This is a genomic window from Oscillibacter sp. 1-3 (assembly GCF_000403435.2).
Classification (GTDB): Bacteria; Bacillota; Clostridia; order Oscillospirales; family Oscillospiraceae; genus Oscillibacter.
The window spans coordinates 5,001-22,799 of record NZ_KE159714.1 but is presented as its reverse complement, the minus strand read 5'-3'; the positions used below and the strand labels follow the sequence as shown (position 1 = coordinate 22,799).

At 52.2% G+C, this 17,799-nt stretch carries 13 protein-coding genes, 7 tRNA genes, 2 rRNA genes and 1 pseudogene (1 of these 23 cut by a window edge); 8 read left to right on the top strand and 15 right to left on the bottom strand.

The genetic code is table 11. The features are described from left to right. The first annotated feature begins 482 nt into the window (after window positions 1-482). A complete protein-coding gene (locus tag C816_RS21370; RefSeq protein WP_016324486.1) occupies window positions 483-1,256 on the top strand; it encodes a CAP domain-containing protein in 774 nt (257 codons plus the stop codon). A 116-nt stretch (window positions 1,257-1,372) separates the two neighbouring features. Here C816_RS21370 and C816_RS21365 read toward each other — a convergent pair whose 3' ends face one another. The 6 genes and pseudogenes from C816_RS21365 to C816_RS21335 form a co-directional block, all read right to left on the bottom strand. Further along, window positions 1,373-4,483, bottom strand: a complete 3,111-nt coding sequence (locus tag C816_RS21365) for a type I restriction endonuclease subunit R (RefSeq protein WP_016324485.1) — start codon at window positions 4,481-4,483, stop codon at window positions 1,373-1,375. Between the two features lie 2 nt (window positions 4,484-4,485). Continuing rightward, the gene (locus tag C816_RS21360) at window positions 4,486-5,250 is read right to left on the bottom strand and encodes a hypothetical protein (RefSeq protein WP_016324484.1); all 765 of its coding nucleotides are present in this window, start codon (window positions 5,248-5,250) and stop codon (window positions 4,486-4,488) included. Window positions 5,251-5,258: 8 nt separating this feature from the next. Further along, a pseudogene (locus C816_RS25795) lies at window positions 5,259-6,439 on the bottom strand (restriction endonuclease subunit S); the annotation flags it as partial. Further along, the gene (locus C816_RS21345) at window positions 6,436-7,083 is read right to left on the bottom strand and encodes a hypothetical protein (RefSeq protein WP_016324481.1); all 648 of its coding nucleotides are present in this window, start codon (window positions 7,081-7,083) and stop codon (window positions 6,436-6,438) included. The gene C816_RS21345 and the pseudogene C816_RS25795, both read right to left, overlap by 4 nt. Window positions 7,084-7,086: 3 nt before the next feature. Then, window positions 7,087-8,649 (bottom strand): type I restriction-modification system subunit M, encoded by a 1,563-nt coding sequence (locus tag C816_RS21340; RefSeq protein WP_016324480.1) that lies wholly within the window; start codon window positions 8,647-8,649, stop codon window positions 7,087-7,089. 183 nt (window positions 8,650-8,832) lie between these two features. Next, a complete protein-coding gene (locus C816_RS21335; protein ID WP_016324479.1) occupies window positions 8,833-9,588 on the bottom strand; it encodes a DUF6076 domain-containing protein in 756 nt (251 codons plus the stop codon). A 305-nt stretch (window positions 9,589-9,893) separates the two neighbouring features. On the opposite strand from C816_RS21335, the gene C816_RS21330 reads away from it, so the two are divergent. The 7 genes from C816_RS21330 (at window position 9,894) to C816_RS21300 (ending at window position 16,250) form a co-directional block, all read left to right on the top strand. Continuing rightward, the gene (locus tag C816_RS21330) at window positions 9,894-10,109 is read left to right on the top strand and encodes a helix-turn-helix transcriptional regulator (RefSeq protein WP_016324478.1); all 216 of its coding nucleotides are present in this window, start codon (window positions 9,894-9,896) and stop codon (window positions 10,107-10,109) included. Then, complete coding sequence (locus C816_RS21325) at window positions 10,106-10,861, top strand: helix-turn-helix domain-containing protein (protein ID WP_016324477.1); 756 nt, start codon at window positions 10,106-10,108, stop codon at window positions 10,859-10,861. Before C816_RS21330 ends, C816_RS21325 begins: the two co-directional genes overlap by 4 nt. Window positions 10,862-11,074: 213 nt before the next feature. After that, the gene (locus C816_RS21320) at window positions 11,075-11,509 is read left to right on the top strand and encodes a hypothetical protein (RefSeq protein WP_242832308.1); all 435 of its coding nucleotides are present in this window, start codon (window positions 11,075-11,077) and stop codon (window positions 11,507-11,509) included. Then, the gene (gene mobP3 / locus C816_RS21315; RefSeq protein WP_016324475.1) at window positions 11,497-13,230 is read left to right on the top strand and encodes a MobP3 family relaxase; all 1,734 of its coding nucleotides are present in this window, start codon (window positions 11,497-11,499) and stop codon (window positions 13,228-13,230) included. Before C816_RS21320 ends, mobP3 begins: the two co-directional genes overlap by 13 nt. Before the next feature lie 135 nt (window positions 13,231-13,365). Next, window positions 13,366-13,662 (top strand): DUF6809 family protein, encoded by a 297-nt coding sequence (locus C816_RS21310; RefSeq protein ID WP_016324474.1) that lies wholly within the window; start codon window positions 13,366-13,368, stop codon window positions 13,660-13,662. Between the two features lie 3 nt (window positions 13,663-13,665). Then, on the top strand, window positions 13,666-14,871 hold the full coding sequence (locus tag C816_RS21305; protein ID WP_016324473.1) for a tyrosine-type recombinase/integrase: 1,206 nt from the start codon (window positions 13,666-13,668) through the stop codon (window positions 14,869-14,871). Then, window positions 14,829-16,250 carry a tyrosine-type recombinase/integrase gene (locus C816_RS21300; RefSeq protein WP_016324472.1) on the top strand — a complete coding sequence of 474 codons (1,422 nt, stop codon included), beginning with the start codon at window positions 14,829-14,831 and terminating at the stop codon, window positions 16,248-16,250. The genes C816_RS21305 and C816_RS21300 overlap by 43 nt, the downstream gene beginning before the upstream one ends. A gap of 164 nt (window positions 16,251-16,414) precedes the next feature. Here C816_RS21300 and C816_RS21295 read toward each other — a convergent pair. The 9 genes from C816_RS21295 to C816_RS21255 all read right to left on the bottom strand — a co-directional run. Continuing rightward, window positions 16,415-16,490, bottom strand: a tRNA-Thr gene (locus C816_RS21295). Between the two features lie 5 nt (window positions 16,491-16,495). Beyond that, window positions 16,496-16,572 (bottom strand) — tRNA-Asp (locus C816_RS21290). A 52-nt stretch (window positions 16,573-16,624) separates the two neighbouring features. Then, a tRNA-Trp gene (locus tag C816_RS21285) sits at window positions 16,625-16,700 on the bottom strand. A 37-nt stretch (window positions 16,701-16,737) separates the two neighbouring features. Next, window positions 16,738-16,814: transfer RNA gene (locus tag C816_RS21280), tRNA-Ile, on the bottom strand. A gap of 56 nt (window positions 16,815-16,870) precedes the next feature. After that, window positions 16,871-16,945: transfer RNA gene (locus tag C816_RS21275), tRNA-Asn, on the bottom strand. 35 nt (window positions 16,946-16,980) lie between these two features. After that, window positions 16,981-17,096, bottom strand: a 5S ribosomal RNA gene (gene rrf, locus C816_RS21270). A gap of 140 nt (window positions 17,097-17,236) precedes the next feature. Further along, a tRNA-Glu gene (locus tag C816_RS21265) sits at window positions 17,237-17,311 on the bottom strand. Window positions 17,312-17,387: 76 nt separating this feature from the next. Next, window positions 17,388-17,463 (bottom strand) — tRNA-Lys (locus C816_RS21260). 99 nt (window positions 17,464-17,562) lie between these two features. Next, window positions 17,563-17,799, bottom strand: a 23S ribosomal RNA gene (locus C816_RS21255); it runs 2,608 nt beyond the window's last position.

Sequence of the window (17,799 nt, the reverse complement as noted above, 5' to 3'; positions counted from 1 at the left end):
TGCTGGGCAGATTCGAACTGCCGACCTCATCCTTACCAACTGCCATGGCAATATTTTTTGTATATTTTTCGCTTGTTTATAGCCGTTTTTGCTCCATTTCATTTGCTTTCCGACACTCTTTACAAACAGGGTTTCCGTATATTCCACGCCTGTCTGTGGCTGGTTATGTGGTCAGAAATCCTTGCGGCGCTTGGAGTTCCAGGTCTGAAGCAATATTGTTCCAAGCCAAGAAAGTGGTCAAATTTGAATCAGACTGTCTTAAACCGACTGTCAACTCTGGGGGAGGTATCAAGCGATGAATTGCACCTCCGTCTACAATGATAAGCAGATTTCTTAAAATCCTGTCGACTATGTAATTTGCTTGCTTTTCACCTCTGTATTTCTACATTTTATTCTCGAAAATCACTCGACTTACGGACTCCATTCCAGTATTGTATTGCTTGCAAAAGCACCACAAAATACGAAATACAGGAGGAAAAAGTATGAACAGCATGAAAAAATGCATTGCCACCGCGCTGACGGCAGCCGCCCTCACTATCGGTCTCACCATCCCCGCCACGGCAGCGGAGGCCCCGCCTATCCGGGTGAGCAGCTACAAGGGCAGTACCCTGGAGGTGGGAGAGCGCAGCGGCCTTATCATCGGCCCCAGTGGTACAGAGTACACCGTCACCTCCAGCGACCCGGACACGGTGGCGGTGGAGCAGGTGCTGACCTTCTGGGTGGCTGTCGCCAAGGGGTCGGGAACCGCAGTGATCACCGCATCCAACAGCGCTGGGGAATGCGGGAGCGTGACACTGACGGTCGGCTCGGAAGTCCCTACTGCACCGGAAATTCCCGTCAGCGTAGACAGCGCCAGCCTGACGGACAACCTGGAGACACGGCAGGAGATGATCCGCCTCATCAACCAGACCCGAAAGGACAACGGGGTGCCGGAGCTACCAGTCAGTGAATCCCTGATGAATGCCGCTCAAGTCTGCTCCAACCGGCGCTACACCTGGCACCACGCCCCGGAGGAGAGTCAGGCCGCTGTTGACGCTGGCTACCCCTACGGCTTCGGGTCCAATCTCACCGTGTTCACCGGCACAGCCGACGCCGCCCAACGCGCCGTCGACAACTGGATCAACTCCCCCGGTCACTTCGAAACCATGATTGATCCCAGATGCGACTGTATCGGTGTGGGCGTGACTCAGCACGATGGCATCACCTACTGCTATATGTTCGTTGGAATACCTAACAGCGTCAACTTCTATGCGTAACCAAATATCAATCGGGAAGGGCTGTCCAGAAAACTGGACAGCCCTTCCTGGTGGCGAAAAACAGAGTGCGGACAGAAAAGTATAACACGATAAAGTATAAATATAAAAACTGGCATTCAAACAACCCCGAAGAACTTATCAAAGAATGTTTTTAGTCTGTCAATGACCCCCTGTTTCTTCGCCGCACGATTTCCTCCACCGAAGCGTGACACCGGCGGCATCAGCCGATCAATATCTGTTCCGGTGGTTTTGATCTCTCCGGCTTGCAGTGCGGTTTCGATGAACTGACGGGTTTCCTCCGGCTTGAGCCGCTCCTCTGTGATGATAGCCGCCAGCTCCTGCTCCTTCTGCCGTATCACAAAGTCGCGCCACTCCAGGAAAACATCCTCCACATCATTGATCCCGGCAATGAAGCTCTCAATCAGAGCCTTCTTGCTCCGCAGCTCCGGGCTGGCGTCCACGGCCTTCCGAATGGTAATCAATATCTCCTTGTCCTCGCTGTGGGAGTCGTGGTACTTCTTTACCAGAAGCAGAATGTAGTCGATATTGATTTCCACCTGCCGGATCAGCTCTACCTCAAAGACGATATCGTCGTCGATATCGGAGCTTTCCCCTCTCTTCCTCCGCTCGGCCCACTCGTCCTTCAAGTCCTGGTAGCGGCCCAGATAATCCTGCAAGTCCCGCTCAGACAGGACATCACAGCCCTGGAACTCGTCAAAGGAGGTCAGGATATTCCGCATCCGCAGGATCGCGCCGAAAAGAGAAATGAAGTCCTTTTCATTCTGCTCCCCAACGATCCGCGGTTCAGACAGCGGAAATTTTGTCAGCAGCTTATGGATAAGAGTCTCATAGCCGGGGTGCTCGGCGCCGTCTTCATCTGTGTAACCGCTGAAATAATCCTGAAAGCTCCGCAGCAGTACGATGCCGCCTGCCTGCTTGTCCCCAAAGAGCGCGATGGCATCGTCTACCCGCTTTTGTAAATTGCGGAAGCAGACAATATTGCCAAAGGTCTTGATGGAGTTGAGTATACGGTTCGTGCGGGAAAATGCCTGGATCAGGCCATGCATCTTGAGGTTTTTATCCACCCACAGGGTGTTCAGCGTGGTGGCGTCAAAGCCGGTGAGGAACATATTGACCACGATCAGCAGGTCGATCTCCCGGTTTTTCATCCGCAGGGACACATCTTTATAATAATTCTGGAACTTGTCGCTGGAGGTATCATAGTTGGTGTGGAACATCTCATTGTAGTCCTGGATGGCCTGCTCCAGAAAATCACGGGAGCTCTGGTCCAGGGCGGAGGTGTCCTCCGGGTTCTCCTCGTCCAGAATACCGTCCGTTTCCGCCTCGTTGGCCCCGTAGCTGTAAATGACAGCCACCCGCAGGCGCTTGCTTGGATCCGCCGCCATTTGCCGCTGGAACTCTGCGTAGTAGAGCTTCGCCATGTCTACGGAGGCCACCGCAAAGATGGAGTTGAAGCCGCTGAGCCGCTGCTTTCGTTTGATCTCCTCCACCTGGGACTTTCCAGCGGAGGCGACTTCTGAAATATTGGTCAGGGCGTTGAACACATAGGTCTTATCCCCGCGATAGGTCTTTGTATCGAAGTGCTCCAAGATGTACCGGGTGACAAGCTCGATCCGCTGGGGAGCCATGTACGCCTTTTCCCGGTTGATGTCCCACACCTGTTCGTCGATCATCTCCTCGTCCATGCCCATGGTCCTGTAGTAGTCCACATGGAAGGGCAGGACGTTCTTGTCGTTGATGGCGTCCACGATGGTGTAGGTATGCAACTGGTCGCCGAAGGTCTGCTCGGTGGTGCGGAACTGGGGGTTGCCGCTCTTGTTGGCATTGACCGCAAAAATCGGTGTGCCGGTGAAACCAAACAGGTGGTATTTTTTGAAATTCTTCACAATGGCCGTGTGCATATCCCCGAACTGGCTGCGGTGGCACTCATCGAAGATAATCACAACGTGCTTGTCATAAACAGCGTGGCCCTTGTTTTTCGCCACAAAGGTGGAGAGCTTTTGAATGGTGGTGATGATGATCCTGGCGTCGGGGTTCTCTAGCTGCTTTTTCAAAATTGCGGTGGAGGTGTTGGAGTTGGCCGCACCCTTCTCAAAGCGGTCGTACTCCTTCATGGTCTGGTAGTCCAGGTCCTTCCGGTCCACCACGAACAGCACCTTGTCTATGTAAGGTAATAACGAGGCCAAACGGGCGGTCTTGAAGCTGGTGAGGGTCTTGCCGGAGCCGGTGGTGTGCCAGATATACCCTCCGCCCGCTATGGAGCCGTATTTCTTGTAATTATTCGCAATTTCAATCCGGTTCAAAATCCGCTCGGTGGCGGTGATCTGATAGGGCCGCATGACCATCAGCATCTGCTCTGAGGTAAAAATGCAGTACCGGGTCAGCACGTTCAGAAGGGTATGCTTTGCGAAAAATGTCCGGGTGAAGTCCATCAGGTCCGGCAGGATACGGTTGTCGGCGTCGGCCCAGAAGGAGGTGAACTCAAAGCTGTTGCTGGTCTTTTTCCTCCTGGCGGCAGAGGCGGAGGCATCCTTGATGGCGTTGCGGCGGGTGGTGTTGGAGTAATACTTGGTGTTCGTGCCGTTGGAGATGACGAAGATCTGCACATAGTCAAACAGGCCGCTGCCCGCCCAGAAGCTGTCTCGCTGGTAGCGGTCGATCTGATTAAACGCCTCCCGGATAGCCACGCCCCGGCGCTTCAGCTCGATATGGACCAGGGGCAGGCCGTTTACCAGGACCGTCACGTCATAGCGGTTGTCATACCGCGCCCCCTCCGCCTTGCCGACAACATACTGGTTGATGACCTGGAGGCGGTTGTTGTGGATGTTCTTCTTGTCGATGAGGGTGATGTTCTTGCTCTCGCCTGTGTCCCGGCGGAGGACCTGCACAGAGTCCTCCTGGATGCGGCGGGTCTTGTCCTCAATGCCGTCGTTGGCGTTGGCGATGCACTCGCTGAAAAACCGCTCCCACTCCGAACCGGTGAAGGTGTAGCCGTTCAGCTCCTCCAGCTTTTTGCGCAGGTTGGCAATCAGCTCCGCCTCGGAGTGGATGGGCAGATACTCATACCCCTGTTCGCGGAGCAGGCGGATAAATTCTTTCTCCAGCGCGGCCTCGCTCTGGTAGCTGTCGGAGCGGGTCTTGACCGGCTCGTATTCAGTTACTACCGTGTTTTCCGTGGTCTGGGCAACGATGTTGAAATAGCTCATATTTAGTTCCACCAATCCCCATAATCATTTAATAATCTTGTAAATGTCATGATTTCATTGGTTGCAACTGAATCGCATAATTGCAGTTCTCCAGCACAAACACAGTAAATTAGGAAAGACTCTTCATAGATACAAGTCAAAAAAGTATCATACCCATTTGCATATTGATTCCGAAATAAAAACGCGGTTCCAAAATCATGATTCAGCGCCTCGGTGATAGATTTGATAGCTTCATCATGCAGGTGTTGCTTTTCAAATGTAAACCTATATGGGAAGAAAAGCAGCAAATTCTTTTTCGTCTCAAAAATTTTCAATGCTGTACGCACATCATTTTTAATGCCATATTCTTTAATATTGGAACTTCTAAGTTCAATCAAATCATTCAAGGATAAACTTCTGAATGCTGCAAAAATTCGAGTTGATTGAACACTACCGTCAACCTTGCTTGTACAAAAATATGTAACACCATTTTCAGTATATATTTGAGAGCTTAAAATGCTCTTTGCTTGTAGCGCAGTTTTGCTGGCCAAGAGCTTAAAATCTAATTGATAATTTTCGTTGATAGCATCGCACTCACCGTTTGACTCTGAAGCCGGTTTTTGAAAACCACCTGGATATTTTTCTGAAAACCATTTGGATGTATTGATAAGTTCAAGTAAATATAATTCGTAATTGCATTTATCTTCGCCATGAACAAAGTCTTTAATTATCAACGGAGCAGGAAGCATCGTTCCCTTCATTGTCGGGTCTATTACTGGATCTAACATACTTTCTCCTTAAACGTCAACAGCTTATCCCGGTAATATTCATACTGCTTTTGCCGCGCCGCGATCTCGGCGGGCAGGCCGGAGGTCAGGTCGTTGCAGAGGGCGTCAAAGCGGTCTAATATGTGAGCAATCCTATTTTGAATATACATATCTGGTACTGGAACAGTTATAGTTCCAATCTTGCCACCGAAAGCCCTGGTTGCGCTCCTGCTGTTTTATATTGATTCAAATCCTCATATACCAACAAATGATAAAGAAAACGACTATTAAATTGCCCCTTATCTGTTACAACAACAGCGTGTTCTGTTGCGTAATAATCGCCTGTTACATAACAGACATTGCCACATAATGCACCTTGTCGGCCTATCAGTAATTTGTGGCCTTGTTGGTTTGGCGTTCGCACATAACCACGCAGGCCATTACCACCAAAGCAAGGCACAGAATATATGGAAGTTTTCTCCGAAGATATTTCATGCGCAGAAATTGCTTTTCCCGCCTTGAGATAGCAGGTCTCGCCGAGCGTCCGCCACACGCATTCACTTGCCCCCCCCCCCAGGACACCGAAGGTCAGCAGTTTGTCACGATAGTATTCATACTGTTTCTTTCTCGCTGTAAGCTCCGCTGTAAGCTCCGCTGTAAGCTCCGCTGTAAGCTCCGTGAAATTGTCAAGAATATTGACAATTTCACTCTGCACGGGCAGAGGGGGGACGGGGATTATTATCGTATTTAGGGTATCTGGCGTGACTTCCATTACCTTTGTTCCATGGACAAGTTTCCGCTTTTGGGCGGCAAACATTTCTGTATGAAAATAGTAAGTTAGGTATTTTGCATTCTGGCTATGATGAATAATAGCCGTGTGTCCACTGACCGCAACTGCTCCATCCCCTAACCAGGCCACACATTTGCAAACATCCTCAATATTTTCGCTGGTGACAGCCATAACAATATCATTGGGATATGCCATTTTTTGCTTTTTGGCACAATCCTCGCTGATAAAAGAGAAAGTTTTATCAGCAAACAGGCTGTATCTGGTATAGATTTGCCCGTAGTGGATACAGGGGACACCTGCCAAACAAAAATCTTTCTTTTGAAGGTTTCCGCCTCTTGAGATGGTAGCAATTTCTCCCAGCTTTTTATACTCCACCCCATCTGGGCAAAACTTTGCAATCAGTTCCTCCAGTCTGCTCATTGACTTTCACCATCCTCCACCATTTGCCGTGCTTTTATTGCCCAATCAAACTGTTTGTTCGTATCAACGCTAAAAACTTCATATGTGCTTTTAATGAGGTCAAAATATAGCAATTCCCCTGGAATTTGAATATAAATCTTCTTGAAATAGTCAGCAATCTCTCTTTGCTCCAAATATTCAAGCTCATCGTTTAACATAGTTTCAGATGCCAAGATTGAAGAAAATATAAACAAGTGATATTCGCTAAATTTACCATATTCACCCTTTTGCAACTTTTCTATCTTGCTGTCAATCGCACGGTTAATCAAAATAAACTCATCTGAACCATTTGGCCCGAAAAGAATACCGCTTTTGTATGTTGCACCACATTGCTCCATACGTTCAATATTTCTCGATTGGGTTACATCATCAACAGCATGTAAAGTAGAGTACAGCCTTTGGGCCTCTATAGTTTCTGATATTTCGGCAATTGTTACCTCAATTCCTACTTGGCTTCGTATATCTTGAAGGTCAGGTTTATCTTTTAGAAGCAACTCACTGATGAAAACGGGAAATAAATCTTCTAAAACAATTTTTGCATAGCACTCATAATAGTCGAGCTTTGTATGAGGTGGCAGCGGCTTATCTCTATCAATCTTTGGCATTGGCTATCCCTCTATCCCCGCAATGATTTTTGCAATCTCGTCCCGCAAAACCTGCTCCCGGGCCACGATTTCCTCAATCTCAGCGTTGAGCTTCTCAATGTCAATTTTCTCCCGCGTGTCCTCGGCTTCCACATAGGCGCTGACGGACAGATTGTAGTCATTCCCGGCAATTTCGCTGTACTCCGCCAAATGGGAGAAGTGTTTGAGTTCCTCCCGCCCGGCGAACACGGACACGATGCGGTCTATATTCTCCGCCGTCAGCCGGTTGTTGTTCGTCACCTTGACGCACTCGCCGGAGGCATCAATAAACAGCGTCTTATTGTCCGCCTTGCCCCGTTTCAGCACCATGATACAGGTGGCAATGCTGGTCCCGAAAAACAGATTGGCCGGGAGCTGGATAACGCAGTCAATAAAGTTGTTGTCCACCAGATATTTGCGGATTTTTTGCTCCGCGCCGCCCCGGTACATGATGCCGGGAAAGCAGACGATCGCCGCCGTGCCGTTTGCCGCCAGCCAGGACAGGGAGTGCATAATAAAGGCCAAATCGGCCTTGGACTTGGGAGCCAGCACACCGGCGGGGGCAAAACGGGGGTCATTGATGAGGGTGGCGTCCTCGTCCCCCGCCCACTTGATGGAGTAGGGCGGATTGGAGACGATCAGCTCAAAGGGCTCGTCGTCCCAGTGCTGGGGGGTGGTCAACGTGTCCTCGCAAGCGATGTCGAATTTGTCAAAGCCCACGTCGTGGAGGAACATGTTGATGCGGCACAGGTTGTAGGTGGTGATGTTGATCTCCTGCCCGAAGTAGCCGAACTGCACCCCGTTCTTGCCCAGCACCTTGGTGGCCTTCAGCAGCAGGGAGCCGGAGCCGCAGGCCGGGTCGTAGACCTTGTTGACCCTGGTCTTGCCTACCGTCCCCAGCCGGGTCAGCAGCTCCGACACGTCGGAGGGCGTGAAGAACTCGCCCCCGCTCTTTCCCGCGTTGGAGGCGTACATGGTCATCAGAAATTCATAGGCGTCCCCGAAGGCGTCGATGCTGTGTCCCCGGACTTCGCCCAGGTTCATGCCGCCGATGCCGTTCAGGAGCTTCACCAGCTTTTCGTTCCGCTTGGCGACAGTGGCCCCCAGCTTGTTGCTGTTCACGTCGAAGTCGTCAAACAGCCCAGAGAAGCACTGCTCGGAGGAGCTGCCCTTGGCGGAGTCCTCGATGTGGTGAAAGACCCTTTCCAGGGTTTCGTTCAGGTTTTCGTCCTGGGGCGCTCTGGCCCGGACGTTGCAGAACAGCTCGGAGGGCAGCATAAAAAAGCCCTTCTCCTGCACCAGTCCCTCCCGAGCCTCCTCTGCCTCCGCGTCGGAGAGTCGGGCGTAGTCAAAGCCGTCGTTCCCGGCGGCAATCTCCCCGGCGTTGATGTACTCCGTCAGATTTTCCGAGATATACCGATAGAACATCGTACCAAGCACATAGCTCTTGAAGTCCCAGCCGTCCACGCTGCCCCGCAGTTCATCGGCGATAGCCCAGATCGCCCGGTGAAGTTCCTCGCGCTCCTGCTCTTTCTTTATGTCAGCCATAAAACGGTTTCCTCCTATGTTTACAATCCCACGTCTTTCAGAACTGTGTCGGATACATCAAATTGTAGCATAAACCGGGCGTTTTTTCAATCTGCCCAGTTCATTTATGATTAAGGGTCTCTATCAGAATAGCGAATACTATCGTTACACATTGCACCTGTGTCTACAAGGATAAGGATGTGCTCACAGCCGGTTCAATTCCTCCCGCAGCCACTCGATGATCTGTGCTTTCAGCACTGTGTCGATCTTCGGCGTTATCTGCTCAATTGCGGTGTCCCGGTCAATCGCCGCCTGAGCAGCCCATGTCTTGAACTCGGTCTCACTCATATTCCCTTTCATGTAGCGGGCGTAGTATTTTTTATACGCTCGCTTATAAATTTTCCAGGTGTCCTCGTCCTGAATTTTCTTTTCAAAGACCGCCCGCGCCCCGGCCTCCCGGCAGGTCTTGCTCTCCTCACCGGGAGCGATGCGTTCACAGTACATCGCCCGGTCTCCCTGCTCATGGAGGAACCAGCGTCCACACAGGCGGCACTGCCGGGGCGCATTGCCGCGAAGGATTGCCTTGCCCAGCTCCACATAGAGGAAATCATGCAGGGAAGAAAACGTGTATCGCTCTGTCATGATTCCTGTGCCTGAGCCTGTTACATGAAAGGCAAAACACATGGAGTTGCTGACGGACTGCTCCTCTGGATAGAAAAAGGAGTCTGCATCTATTGCCCGCTCTCTCACATAGGGCTGGAGGTGACTGCCAAAGGTCTGAAGCTGATGCTCCAACTCATGCATCAAAGGAATGCCGTCGTTGGAAACAGGCCCAATATCCTCTCCGACAAAAAACGCTGTCACCGCAGTGCCGTATTTGAAAGGCCCCTGTTCCCTGATCCAATACTCTGTATCCCCAAAGTCCACAGTCAGCGGGAAAGTCAGTTTTGGAAAACTCATCAGGATTTCTCCTCTCGCAAAATAGACTATTATTTTATTTTTATCTATTGACAATATCGTTCTGCTGTGTTACGATAGCCACATCAGCGAGTAGACTATATCACATAATTAAAAAATAGTCAACTGTTATCTGCACCTCGACAACTGAATACCCACCACCGGAGTTCATACTCCCTGGGAGAAGCAACGCCAGAACCTCCATAGACGGAGTGAGCGTGCCAACAGGGTGAAAACGCCGCAGATGACCTGGGGCAGGAAGGTGTACGGTGCGTGGCCAAAATCAAAAGCAGAAGAAAGGAAACAAGATGAAAGTATCTCAATTCAAAGACTACAGTGAGCTGCCGCTGTTTCTCAATGCGGAGTTGGTAGCAAAGGTACTTGGCGTGTCGCCCTCCAGCGGCTACGAACTGATGCACGAACCGGGCTTCCCGATTCTGAAAATCGGTAACAGGATGGTCGTACCCAAGGAGAAATTCATCCAGTGGGTGAAACAAAATACCGCTGGAGGAACACAGCTATGAGACGGCGCGCAATGCCTATCGGCTGGCCACGCCGTGACCCGCGGCACTACCGATTCGCCGTACCCAACGCGGTGTGGGAGTACAAGCTCAAGCCGGTTGAGTTCGTGATTTTTTCCTATCTCTGCTATCATCGTCCTTCTGGTACATTCACACCAGAAGTAATCGCAACAGATGTCCACATGACGACAAGCACAGTGAAAAAGTATCTGGAGGCTCTGGTGGACAGAGGACTCGTCACTGCCGAACGATCTCTTGCGCTGGACGTTCAGTGCATCACCAGCGAAAAATTTTTCACTCTGCCTAACGAGGTCTTCCTGCTGTGGCTTCCGCCCTCTGCGTTTATGGTCTACGCCTATCTGCTGCTGATCGAGGACCGGCGGACTCACGCCTGCCACCCCAGCTATAACACCATCGCCGCCGCAACTGGAGTCTCCAAGAACACTGTAATGAAAAGTATCGGCACACTTCTGGACATGGACCTCATCACTGTGGAACCCAGCAGCTACTTCGACAAACGCGGGATGAAGTGGAAGGGCAATAACCTCTACACGATTCAACCAGTGAGGCCGGCGGTAGATGCGTTCCACCAGCGGCAGCTCCGTCAACTGGAGTTGGAGGCAAAGTGCAGACGGGTTCTCCGAAGGCAAGCGGAATACGACCGCCGTCACCCCAGAGCGGCCCTGTGTGCCACGGGCTCCGCTCCGGCAGCATCTGACCCGCCCCAACAGTGCAAGCCACTGTGCACCAGTTGAACGCCAGTGTACGAGGGGACGGAAAGAAGCAGGATAAAAGCGTGGCGTCTTGTGCCGCCCCGCTGACCACTTCTGCCCGCAGTGCGGGCAGTTTACGGGGGACGAGAGTGAGGTCACAAATACAGAAGAAACTACAAATTGAGGTCACCCAAGGGCCGTATCCGCCTGTTCCAAAGCTTTGGGATGATGTCTTTGGGCCGAAAAGGAGGGATTATGATGAATAGTAAGAACGACAACCGATTTCCGCTGCGGCTGGATGATGTGACCCGCTGGAAAATTGAGAGCTGGTACAAGCAGGACGACTGTCAGAGCCGCAACGAATTCGTGGTGAAGGCGGTAAATTTCTATGCGGACTTCCTGGCCGGACAGGTGAACGGTGTTCTCCCCGCAGCGATCCAGTCCGCCATCGACGGGCGGCTGGGGATGTTCGAGGACAGACTGGCCCGGCTTTTCTACAAGCTGGCCGTAGAGATGGACATGGGCATGAGTGCTGTCCTCGACTGCATTCAGGTAGATGCGGACTACCTACGGAAGCTACGCTCAGACAGTGTGAAAAATGTGAAGGCCACCAACGGTCTGCTGACCTTCGAGCAAAAAGCCAGGGAGCAACTGGACGATGGAGCAGGTGATGACCAGTGGCAAAACTGATCGTCAAGAGTCCCTACATCAGCGGCAGTGGAGTTGGAGGCTACTTGGAGTACATTGGTACCCGTGAGGGCGTGGAGTTGCTGCCCGCTGGCTACATGGAGTATATGGCAGAGCGTCCACGCTCCCACGGTCTCTTCGGTGACGAGGACTGCGTAGACATGAATGCAGTAGCACAAGAATTGAACGAATACCCTGGAAACATCTGGACGCACATTATCTCCCTTAAACGGGAGGACGCCGAGCGACTGGGATATAACCACGCTGCCCAGTGGCGCAACCTGATCCAGGCTCACCGCAACGAGATCGCCGCCGCGATGAATATCTCGTCCAGCGACTTCCGCTGGTACGCTGCCTTCCACGACGAGGGTGGCCACCCCCACATCCACATGATGGCGTGGTCAGCGAAACCGGGACAGGCGTATCTCTCCAAAGATGGTATTCGCAAAATCAAGTCTGTGTTGACCAACGACATTTTCAAGCAGGAGATGCTCCACACCTACGAGCAGAAGTCTTCCTCCAGAGATGAACTGGTGCGCAAGGCCAGAGATGAAATGAAAACTCTGGCACAGGAAATGAGACAGAGCATCGGCAGCCACCCAGAGGTGGAGTTGCTAATGGTGACACTGGTCGCTCAGTTGGAGACAGTGAAGGGCAAGAAAAAATACGGCTACCTTCCCAAAGCGGTAAAGAAAACCGTGGATGAAATCGTTGATCAGATGGAGCAGCTGCCCGTCATTGATGAATGTTATCAAGTCTGGTGGGAGCTCCAGTGTCAAATAGAAGATTTTTATTCGGAGAAGGAACGCCAGCGACCACCACTCTCTGAGCAGAGGGAGTTCCGCTCCATCAAGAATGCGGTCGTCCAAGAGGCAGAAAACATCCTCATGGGCAAGGTCACTTTTGAGGATGAGGAGATGGAGGAAACCACAGATTTCTCTGACCTGTTACACGACTGCCGGGAGTTGTGGATGGTCACACAGGATGACACCGCCCCGATGGGTGATAGAGATGAAGCAGTGGCACAGTTGATCCGCAAAGCTGAAAGCGGTGACCCTGATGCGCAGTATCTTGTTGGAAGGCTCTACCGGGACGGCCCAGTGCTGATCCCGGACAGTGTGGAGGCTCAATACTGGTTCGATCAGGCGGCTTGGCAAGGTATGGTCGCAGCGCAGTACGCTCTGGGGCAGTTGTACCTGACCGACGATGCGGAGGTGCATGACACTGAGTTGGGAATCCAATGGTTGGAGTATGCCGCCCACCATGGGAGTGACTGCGCCGCCTACCGTCTGGGCAAAGAGTATCTCAATGGTGAGGTCGTGGAGAGAGACTCCGCCAAAGCACAGGAGTACCTCACCCAGTCAGCCAAGACCGGAAATCAGTTTGCCCAATACGCTCTGGGCAAACTGTACCTGGAGCGCGGTGATAAAGCGGAAGCCCACTACTGGTTTACACAGTCAGCCGCACGGAGGAATGAGTACGCTCAATTTTTCCTGGACCACTGGAATAATCTGAAGCCGCCTTCGATCATGCTGTCCGTCTCTCGATTGCTCCATCACATTGGCCGTATCTTCCAAGAGCAGATGCCAACTCCGACTATCCCTGGTGGTGTCCAGATCGACCGGAAGCGGCTGGCACAGCTCAGAGAAAAGAAGATCGCCATGGGGCACAAACTGGACGACCATGTGGAGCAGACTCCGAGCTGGACGATGACGATGGGATAGCTGTCAACTGCACCACTGTCTCCAAAGAGAATCAGCAGTTCCCAAATGATAAGTTTTTGATAACTCTTCTCAAAAGGGATGGCTATTCAAGTACGGTTAGGGTATTGTGTGTTGCTGTAAAGGAGGTAGGTGAAGATGAGAAAAACACTGGAAGATCTCTACTATGGCAACATCACACCCAATGAGCAGCAGATGACACCCGGCTCAGAACTGAAGCGGGCAGTGGATCGTGTCACCAACTATGAAAAACAGCTCATGAAGCAACTTGGTGAAACTGAGCAAGAGATCCTCACAAAACTCATTCAGTCACAGCATGAGATCGACAGCATAACAGCTCTGGAAAATTTCATCCTGGGCTTCCGGCTGGGAGTCAGGCTAATGGCCGAGTGCATGGACGAAAACGACGGTGATATTCGGACTGGAGGTGAATAACAAATGGCAAAGCGCAGACCGTCTGGCGACGGCATGGTGCGTAAGCGAGACGACGGTCGGTGGGAGGGCCGCATTGTGGTGGGTCACAAGGAAAATGGCGATTCCATCTTCCGTTACATCTACGCTGATAATCAAAAAGAGTTGACCGCAAAGCTCCGCCAGAATATCGACGCCTACCAAGGCATTGACCTGACGGAGCAAAGCAAAATGACTCTCGGGGAATGGTTGGACACATGGCTGGAGCAAATGGCGGTCACTCTCCGGCCTGGCACGCTGGAACACTATCGCCGGGATATGGAAAACCACGTGAAGCCCCGCCTGGGAGCGAAACCACTCACACAACTGACAGTGGCTGACCTCCGAAAACTCTACGAAACCTTGAAGCAAAACGGCAGAATGAAGCCTCGCTCCAGTCAAAGTTCCGGACTCTCCAGCACCACTGTCCATGGAATCCATACCACACTCCACCACGCACTTAAAGCGGCGAGGGATCAGGGACTTATTCCTGTTAATCCCGCTGACGAGGTGGAGCCGCCCAAGGTAATTCACCAGCCTATGAAGATTCTAACCGAGGAACAACTGAATATTTTCCTGACAGCGATCAAAGCCGATGAATTCTGGTATGACTTCTTCTACACTGAGTTGACCACCGGTCTGCGCAGAGGTGAGATCTGCGGACTCATGTGGACCGACCTCGATGAGCGTAGCGGCACCCTGAAAGTCTGCCGCACCCTCCATCGGGAAAAGGGCGGCAGGCTGGTGGCTGGGGATACCAAAACCTACGCCGGCACACGGAAGATCGTCCTGCCACCCAGCACAGTGGAACTGCTGAGAGAGCGAAAGCGTAAATCCTTCTCTCCCTGGATATTCCATGATCCGCTCCGGCCAGAGGCCCCTATGAATCCTGACAGTGCCTATCGACAACTGAAGAAATTTCTGTCAGCGGCTGGATTGCCAAATATCCGCTTCCACGACCTCAGACACACATTCTCAACTCATGCGCTGTCCAGCGGAGTGGACGCCAAAACTCTGGCCGGAATCCTGGGGCACACTAAAGCGTCCTTCACTCTGGATACCTACACCCATACTACTGGTGATATGCAGAGGCGAGCCGCTGATATCGTTGGCGGTTTCCTGACTGCCTATCTTGGAAAGGAGATGAAACCATGGCAAAACGCAGAAAGCGGGGAGACGGCGGCGTCAGCCTGAGAAAAGACGGCCGCTGGGAGGGGAGGGTAGTCGTCGGCTACGACGATAAAGGCCTCCCCGTCACCAAAAATGTTCTGGCAAAGACCAAATCGGACTGTATCGCAAAACTCAAAGCACTGAGGGACAGCATCCAGGCTCCTGCTCCCGAACAGCCTAAGCCTGGAATCCTATTGGGAGACTGGCTGGATATCTGGTATCAGACCTATAAGAAATCCAATCTTCGGCCCAACACCCAAATGTCTTATGAGCGCCGCATCTACCAGCACATCATTCCGGCACTGGGAAACATCCAAATGGACAAGCTGACCACCAACGACATCCAGCAGTTCTATGCCAAACTCAAGCAAGGCGGCAGACTGCTTCGAACTGAGTTATATGGTGTAGGACTGTCCGACCAGACTGTTCGGGGCGTCCACACCACCCTCCATGCCGCACTGGACAAGGCCGTTGCTGAAAAGCTCCTCTTCCGCAATCCAGCTGATGGCTGCCGCCTTCCCTCCGCCAAAGCCAGAGAGATGCAGGTGCTGACCCCGGAAGAAATCCAGCGATTGCTAATCCAAGCCAAGGAGGACAACTGCTTTGAGGTTCTCCTGTTGGAGCTCTCCACTGGACTGCGGCGGGGCGAGATATGCGCTCTCCAATGGGATGACCTCAACCTCCGCACCGGGGAACTCCGGGTAGAGCGGCAAGTCCATCGGGTCAAAGGCAAGCTGGTAACCTCCCCACCCAAAACCAAGGCAGGCAACCGCAGCGTGATCCTTCCAGCTCCTGTGCTGAATGTCCTTAAGGCTTACAAGGAAACTATGAGCTCCCGGTGGATGTTCCCCTCTCCAATTAGCAAGGACTCGCCCAGGGACCCAGCTGCAGTTCGCAAAAGACTGCAAACCATTCTGGAACGGGCAGAATGTAAGAAAATCAGATTTCACGATCTCAGGCACACATTTTCTACCACTGCCCTGGAGCATGGGATGGATATCAAGACCCTGTCCACTATTATCGGCCATGTCTCCAGTAGCACCACACTGAACATCTACGCTCACGTTACCGATGAGATGCGCCGTACAGCGGCGGTAAAAATCGACCAGGGTATCGGCAAAACTGAGCTACAAGCAGAGAGTCAGTCAGCACCTCGAAAGCCTGTTTCCAGCACATTCCAAGCCCATAAAGGCCAGCGGCGTAAGGCGGGGACCGGGTGCGTCACCCAGATCAACGAGAAGCTCTGGGAAGGACGCTACTCTCCCATCTGGCCCGACGGCAAAAAGCGCCCTCGGAATATCTACGCTCACAGTGAGGAAGAGTGTGAAAAGTTGCTGGCAGAGATGATAGCAAAAACGAAAACGGAAATCGACGCTGAAAGAGAGCGTCTGAAAGCAGGCTGACAAAAATCTACGGCTCAACGAGTGGGATATCCCCCCGGTGAGCCGTTTTTCTCTGTCTGTGGCTGGTTGTGTGGTCAAATCCAAATTCAAAAATCCAAAGCAGCGGGAAAAGTGCTGAAATACAAGAAAAATCCAGCCTTTCCCACAGGAAAAACTGGACTTTCTGGAGCTGCTGGGCGGATTTGAACCGCCGACCTCATCCTTACCAAGGATGCGCTCTACCTACTGAGCTACAGCAGCATAAATGGCGACCCGGAACGGGCTCGAACCGTCGACCTCTAGCGTGACAGGCTAGCGTTCTAACCAACTGAACTACCGGGCCATTTATGGCTCGACTATTATATCACATACAACCAAAGTTGTAAAGACTTTTATGGCAGGGGCAGAAGGATTCGAACCCTCGGCACGCGGTTTTGGAGACCGCTGCTCTACCAGCTGAGCTATACCCCTATCTCGCATGAGGTTATCCCCGTGGCGATCAGCCATATGGTGGGCCTTCGGGGACTCGAACCCGGGACCGACCGGTTATGAGCCGGCTGCTCTAACCAACTGAGCTAAAGGCCCGTGTCGGCGTTGCTTTCAGAGAAGTATTGCCGCCACGCCGAGTGGCGGCAATACTTTGGCTCCCCCTGTTGGGCTCGAACCAACAACCCCGCGGTTAACAGCCGCGTGCTCTACCATTGAGCTAAGGAGGAATATTCAGGCCCCAGCTCTATTGAACCAAGACCTGTGTTGGCACCACCTATTTTTCCGGGCCGTCGCCAGCCAGGTATCGTGGGCAGGAACGAGCTTAACTGCCGTGTTCGGAATGGGAACGGGTGGACCCTCGCCCTAATCGGCACCAACTTCCTCGGAGCAACCTGTGCCTCCCTCGCTCCCGGTCTCACCAGGAACTCGTACCGCTTCGCTGCTCCTCTATGTTATCCGGCAAATCCGGAGAACAATCTGCATTATAAACTTTTCATTCCGCTTTGTCAAGAGAAGAATGGTGACCCGTACCGGATTCGAACCGATGTTAACGGCGTGAGAGGCCGCTGTCTTAACCACTTGACCAACGGGCCGCTTTGTCTGCTTTAGATGCGCTATCCCTCTCTCCCTCAAACCAGGTGTGCCCTTCGGGCACACCCGATCTAAGGCTGGTGCACCTTCACGGACTCGAACCGGGGACCCACTGATTAAGAGTCAGTTGCTCTACCAACTGAGCTAAAGGTGCATTTCCTCTCCCGCATCCCTCTGAGACTGCGCCTGCCGCACCCTCAAAACCGAACAATACAACACTCCTGCCTTTCAGGCCGCCTGCATTTCTTCTTTGTAGGTCAAGCCCTCGGGCTATTAGTACCGGTCAGCTTCATACGTTGCCGCACTTCCACCTCCGGCCTATCTACCAGGTAGTCTTCCTGGGCCCTTACCCTCTTTCGAGGTGAGAGATCTCATCTTAGGGGAAGTTTCACGCTTAGATGCTTTCAGCGTTTATCTCGTCCATACGTAGCTACCCAGCTATGCCCTTGGCAGAACAACTGGTGCACCAGAGGTATGTCCATCCCGGTCC